This is a genomic window from Dyella sp. (genome assembly GCF_051954575.1).
Lineage (GTDB): Bacteria > Pseudomonadota > Gammaproteobacteria > Xanthomonadales > Rhodanobacteraceae > Dyella_B.
The window spans coordinates 1-2,607 of sequence record NZ_JBQCHP010000162.1 but is presented as its reverse complement, the minus strand read 5'-3'; the positions used below and the strand labels follow the sequence as shown (position 1 = coordinate 2,607).

The window sequence follows — 2,607 nt, the reverse complement described above, 5'->3', positions numbered from 1 at the left end:
CGTAGATGCCTTCCTCGAGCAGCGCCGCAGCCATCGCCTGCGCCTTGGGGGCGTCGTAGATCATCACCGGCACGATCGGGTGGACGCCCGGCTTGATGTCGAAGCCGGCGGCGGTCATCGCCTCGCGGAAGTAGCGGGTGTTCTCCTGCACGCGTGTACGCAAATCGCCTGCAGACACCAGCATGTCGAACACCCTGATCGCCGCGGCCACCACGTGCGGCGGCAGCGAGTTGGAAAACAGGTACGGTCGCGAGCGCTGGCGCAACAGCTCGATCACTTCGCTGGGGCCCGTGGTGAAACCACCGAGCGCGCCGCCGAGCGCCTTGCCCAGCGTGCCGGTGAAGAGGTCGATCCTGTCCATCACGCCATGCACCTCGGCCGAGCCCCGGCCGGTGGCGCCAAGGAAGCCAGTGGCATGGCACTCGTCGATGTGCACCATCGCGCCGTATTTCTCGGCCAGCGCGGTGATCTTGTCCAGGGGCGCGATGAAACCGTCCATCGAGAACGAGCCGTCGGACGTGATCAGCTTGGTCCGCGCGCCGGCTGCATCGGCCGCCTGCAATTGCCTTTCCAGGTCCGCCATGTCGCAGTTGGCGTAGCGGAAGCGCTTGGCCTTGCACAGGCGGATGCCATCGATGATCGAGGCGTGGTTGAGGGCGTCGGAGATGATCGCGTCCTCCTCGCCCAGCAATGGCTCGTACAGGCCGCCGTTGGCGTCGAAGCATGCGGCGTAGAGGATGGTGTCCTCGGTGCCGAAGAAGGCGGCGATCTTCGCTTCCAGCTGCTTGTGCAGGTCTTGCGTGCCGCAGATGAAGCGCACCGAGGCCATGCCGAAGCCGTGCGTATCCAGCGCTTCCTTGGCGGCGGCGATCACGTCCGGGTGATCGGCCAGGCCCAGATAGTTGTTGGCGCAGAAGTTGAGCACCTTGCGCCCGTCGGCCAGCTCGATCTCGGCGGACTGCGGCGAGACGATGATGCGCTCGCCCTTGAACAGTCCCTGGTCGCGGATGGCTTCCAGTTCGGTGGTGTAGCGGTCGTGGGCGGTGTAGGTCACGTGGTTCTCCAGTCTCGGGGGCGGCAGGGCGCTCGTTGCTGCCTCGCCTTGGCGTCATGACTGCGAAAGCGACAGCGTTCCGGGCGCCAGGGAGGAAGGGTTGGCCGCTTGGCCAGCCTTCGGCTGTCGAAGGCGCCTCGCGGTAAGACGTACAAGAAGGGGCCGGTTACCGACCCCGCTCAGGTCCAGCTGCAGACCACCTTGCCGCACTGCCCTGCGTCCATCAGGTCGAAGCCCTTCTGGAAGTCGTCGATGGCGATCTGGTGGGTGAGCACCTTCTGTAGCGGAAAGCCGGTCAGCACCATCTGGGTCATCTTGTACCAGGTCTCGTACATGCGCCGGCCGTAGATGCCCTGCAGGGTGAGGCCCTTGAAGATGACCTTGTCCCAGTCGATGCCGGCACCCTTGGGCAGGATGCCGAGCAGGGCGACCTTGCCGCCGTGGTACATGCAATCGAGCATGTCGTTGAAGGCGCGCTGATTGCCGCTCATTTCCAGGCCCACGTCGAAGCCTTCCATGTGCAGGTCTTTCATTACGTCTTTCAGTGACTGGTTGGCGACGTTCACCACGCGCGTGGCGCCCATGTCGGCGGCGAGCTTCAGGCGGTAGTCGTTGACGTCGGTGACCACCACGTTGCGCGCGCCCACGTGCTTGGCGATGCCGGCGGCGATGATGCCGATCGGGCCGGCGCCGGTAATCAGCACGTCTTCGCCCACCATGTCGAACTCCAGCGCACAGTGCGCGGCGTTGCCGTAGGGGTCGAAGAAGGCGGCCAGCTCGGAGGGGATCTGATCGGGAATCGGCCACAGGTTCGAAGCCGGCATGGTCATGTATTCGGCGAAGGCGCCGTTGCGGTTCACGCCGATGCCGATGGTGTTCGGGCACAGGTGCTGGCGGCCGGCGCGGCAGTTGCGGCAATGGCCGCACACGATATGGCCTTCGGCGGAGACGCGGTCACCGATCTTGTAGCCGGTGACGCCGGGACCGATCTCCACCACGCGGCCGACGAATTCATGGCCGATGGTGAGGCCGGGCTTGATGGTGCGCTGGGACCACTCGTCCCACTTATAGATGTGCAGGTCGGTGCCGCAGATCGCGGTTTTCTCCAGCTTGATCAGCACCTCGTTGGGGCCGACTTCCGGCACCGGCACTTCTTCCATCCAGATGCCTTTTTCGGGCAGGCGCTTGACCAGGGCTTTCATCGTTTGCGGCATGGGGACATCCACAGCAGTGGGGAAGGGGCAGGCAAGCGGCAATTATATCGGCAGCTGTCATGCACGCCTTACTGCGCTGCGGCATGTCGAGATCGAAACGTTAGGGCCTGTTCGCACTATTGGCGTGGCCCGTGCAGGGATCTGTTTGCGCGCCAGGCAAGGAAGAGCGAAGGAGTGTACGTCGGTACACGACTTAAGTGATGACGCGGCATGGCGGGCAAACAGACCCGGCCCTTCGGGTTGTCGTTGAGTGGCCACCATGCGGCAGCGCGCGGCTTGCCTTGGCAACCAGCCAAGGCTGCGCCACGCACTACCACCTGATGGCCACTCAACGACAAC

The 2,607-nt window shown here is 64.5% G+C and carries 2 protein-coding genes; both read right to left on the bottom strand.

Annotated features, from left to right (window positions below; all coding sequences use genetic code 11):
• On the bottom strand, positions 1 to 1,054 hold a 1,054-nt coding region (gene kbl / locus ACTHNE_RS19370; RefSeq protein WP_440270076.1), incomplete at its 3' end, for a glycine C-acetyltransferase.
• A gap of 179 nt (positions 1,055 to 1,233) precedes the next feature.
• Positions 1,234 to 2,268 (bottom strand): L-threonine 3-dehydrogenase, encoded by a 1,035-nt coding sequence (gene tdh / locus ACTHNE_RS19365; RefSeq protein WP_440270075.1) that lies wholly within the window; start codon positions 2,266 to 2,268, stop codon positions 1,234 to 1,236.
• Between the last annotated feature and the right edge of the window lie 339 nt (positions 2,269 to 2,607).